This window comes from Gilliamella sp. Choc5-1 (assembly GCF_001690595.1).
GTDB classification, from domain to species: domain Bacteria; phylum Pseudomonadota; class Gammaproteobacteria; order Enterobacterales; family Orbaceae; genus Gilliamella; species Gilliamella apicola_M.
On record NZ_LZHH01000099.1, the window covers coordinates 1 to 1,432 of the forward strand.

Genomic DNA, 1,432 nt, shown 5'->3' on the forward strand with positions numbered 1-1,432 from the left:
GCATTCATAGACAGTGTCGCCAAGGCTGTCTGTAAGGCGATGAGGAGTGCCTAAGTAGTTATTTTGATACCAGTAGGTTTTTAACTTTTCTGACTGTCCTGCTTTTCCAAGGATTTGGGCAAGGGGTCGATGGCTATCGGGTTCATAAATATAACTTCGCCAGAATTTATCGTTATCGGCACATTCTGCAATTAATTTATGGTCTTGCCACAAATTTGTCTGGAACAAATTTGAACAACGCTTTAGCGTTGGCCTTGCAAGGGTGAGTCTCATGGATGAGACGAATACAAAAATTCGGTGGTTTTACCATCCACGGTTTTACTGGTACGTCGATTAAAGGCATCATAAGTATAGGTGATAATTAGCCCTGTCGGCTTAATCACTTTGATTAACCGATGCCGGCAGTCGTACTCATAGTGGGTGACTAGACGGTGGTCTTTGCCGCGCTTTTCGACAATCAGATTACCAAAGCGGTCATACTCAAAGTGTTTGTCAATCAAAAAGGTCAGGCGGTTGCCTGTAATGCCATAATACTGTATTTTTAAGTTTGCATAAAAAAGCAGAAAAGTAGATGACTCTTTTCTGCTTATCATCCTAGCGAACATCCTAACCATTCTTCTTGTAGTAGCGATATAAGCTGATGGATAAAATGATTAAAGATCGATAAATGGGAATGTTTCCCTGAACAATTTTTCGATTTCTGGGTGTTTTTTTAAGGCTTCTAATGCTTGTTCTTCATTAAAAGATACATCGTCTTGAGACAATTTTTCCCCTCTTTTTACTGCTAGGCCATAAACAGCCCTATCTTGCTCTTTTGTGCACTTCCAACAAGGAAAAAATCCGAGCAAGCGTTCTAACTCAGTAACTATTCCTTTAAAATCAATCAAATCAAAAATATAATCGGGTAAATCACTTACTTCATTTTCGCCAATGACCTTTTCTGCCCAACGATTGACCTCATCCATATTGATAACACCAGATAATAAACAATCATATACAAAACCAATAGTTTGATCATTGCCTTTTACTAATCCTAACATATTTATTTCCCCTTAGATAATGCTTCGCCACCTATATGGCCTGTTTTTAAATGTTGTTTTGATGGAACCAGTTGCATTCTATTTTCCGCGCTTTTCGACAATCAGATTACCAAAGCGGTTATAGTCAAAGTGTTTGTCACTAAAAAAGGTCAGGCGGTTGCCTGTAATGCCATAATACTGTATTTTTAAGTTTGCATAAAAAAGCAGAAAAGTAGATAACTCTTTTCTGCTTATCATCCTAGCGAACATCCTAACCATTCTTCTTATAGTAGCGATATAAGCTGATGGATAAAATGATTAAAGATCGATAAATGGGAATGTTTCCCTGAACAATTTTTCGATTTCTGGGTGTTTTTTTAAGGCTTCTAATGCTTGTTCTTCATTAAAAGATA

General features: G+C 37.5%; 3 protein-coding genes and 1 pseudogene. All 4 read right to left on the reverse strand.

Features of this window, described 5'->3' with window-relative positions; all coding sequences use genetic code 11:
• Positions 1–273 (reverse strand): annotated as a pseudogene (locus tag A9G35_RS08630) (hypothetical protein); the annotation flags it as partial.
• A complete protein-coding gene (locus tag A9G35_RS08635) occupies positions 270–593 on the reverse strand; it encodes an RHS repeat domain-containing protein (RefSeq protein WP_065636517.1) in 324 nt (107 codons plus the stop codon). The gene A9G35_RS08635 and the pseudogene A9G35_RS08630, both read right to left, overlap by 4 nt.
• Before the next feature lie 60 nt (positions 594–653).
• Positions 654–1,040, reverse strand: coding sequence for a hypothetical protein (locus A9G35_RS08640; RefSeq protein ID WP_065636518.1), 387 nt, complete (start codon positions 1,038–1,040; stop codon positions 654–656).
• 2 nt (positions 1,041–1,042) lie between these two features.
• Entirely contained in the window at positions 1,043–1,117 is a 75-nt protein-coding gene (locus A9G35_RS14160) for an HNH endonuclease (protein ID WP_442903156.1), read from the reverse strand.
• Positions 1,118–1,432: the final 315 nt, after the last annotated feature.

What these genes read in the sequence shown, in the direction of transcription:
- A9G35_RS08635 (WP_065636517.1), bottom strand. Translation starts at nt 593, where the DNA reads ATGATAAGCAGAAAAGAGTCATCTACTTTTCTGCTTTTTTATGCAAAC.
- A9G35_RS08640 (WP_065636518.1), bottom strand. Translation starts at nt 1,040, where the DNA reads ATGTTAGGATTAGTAAAAGGCAATGATCAAACTATTGGTTTTGTATAT.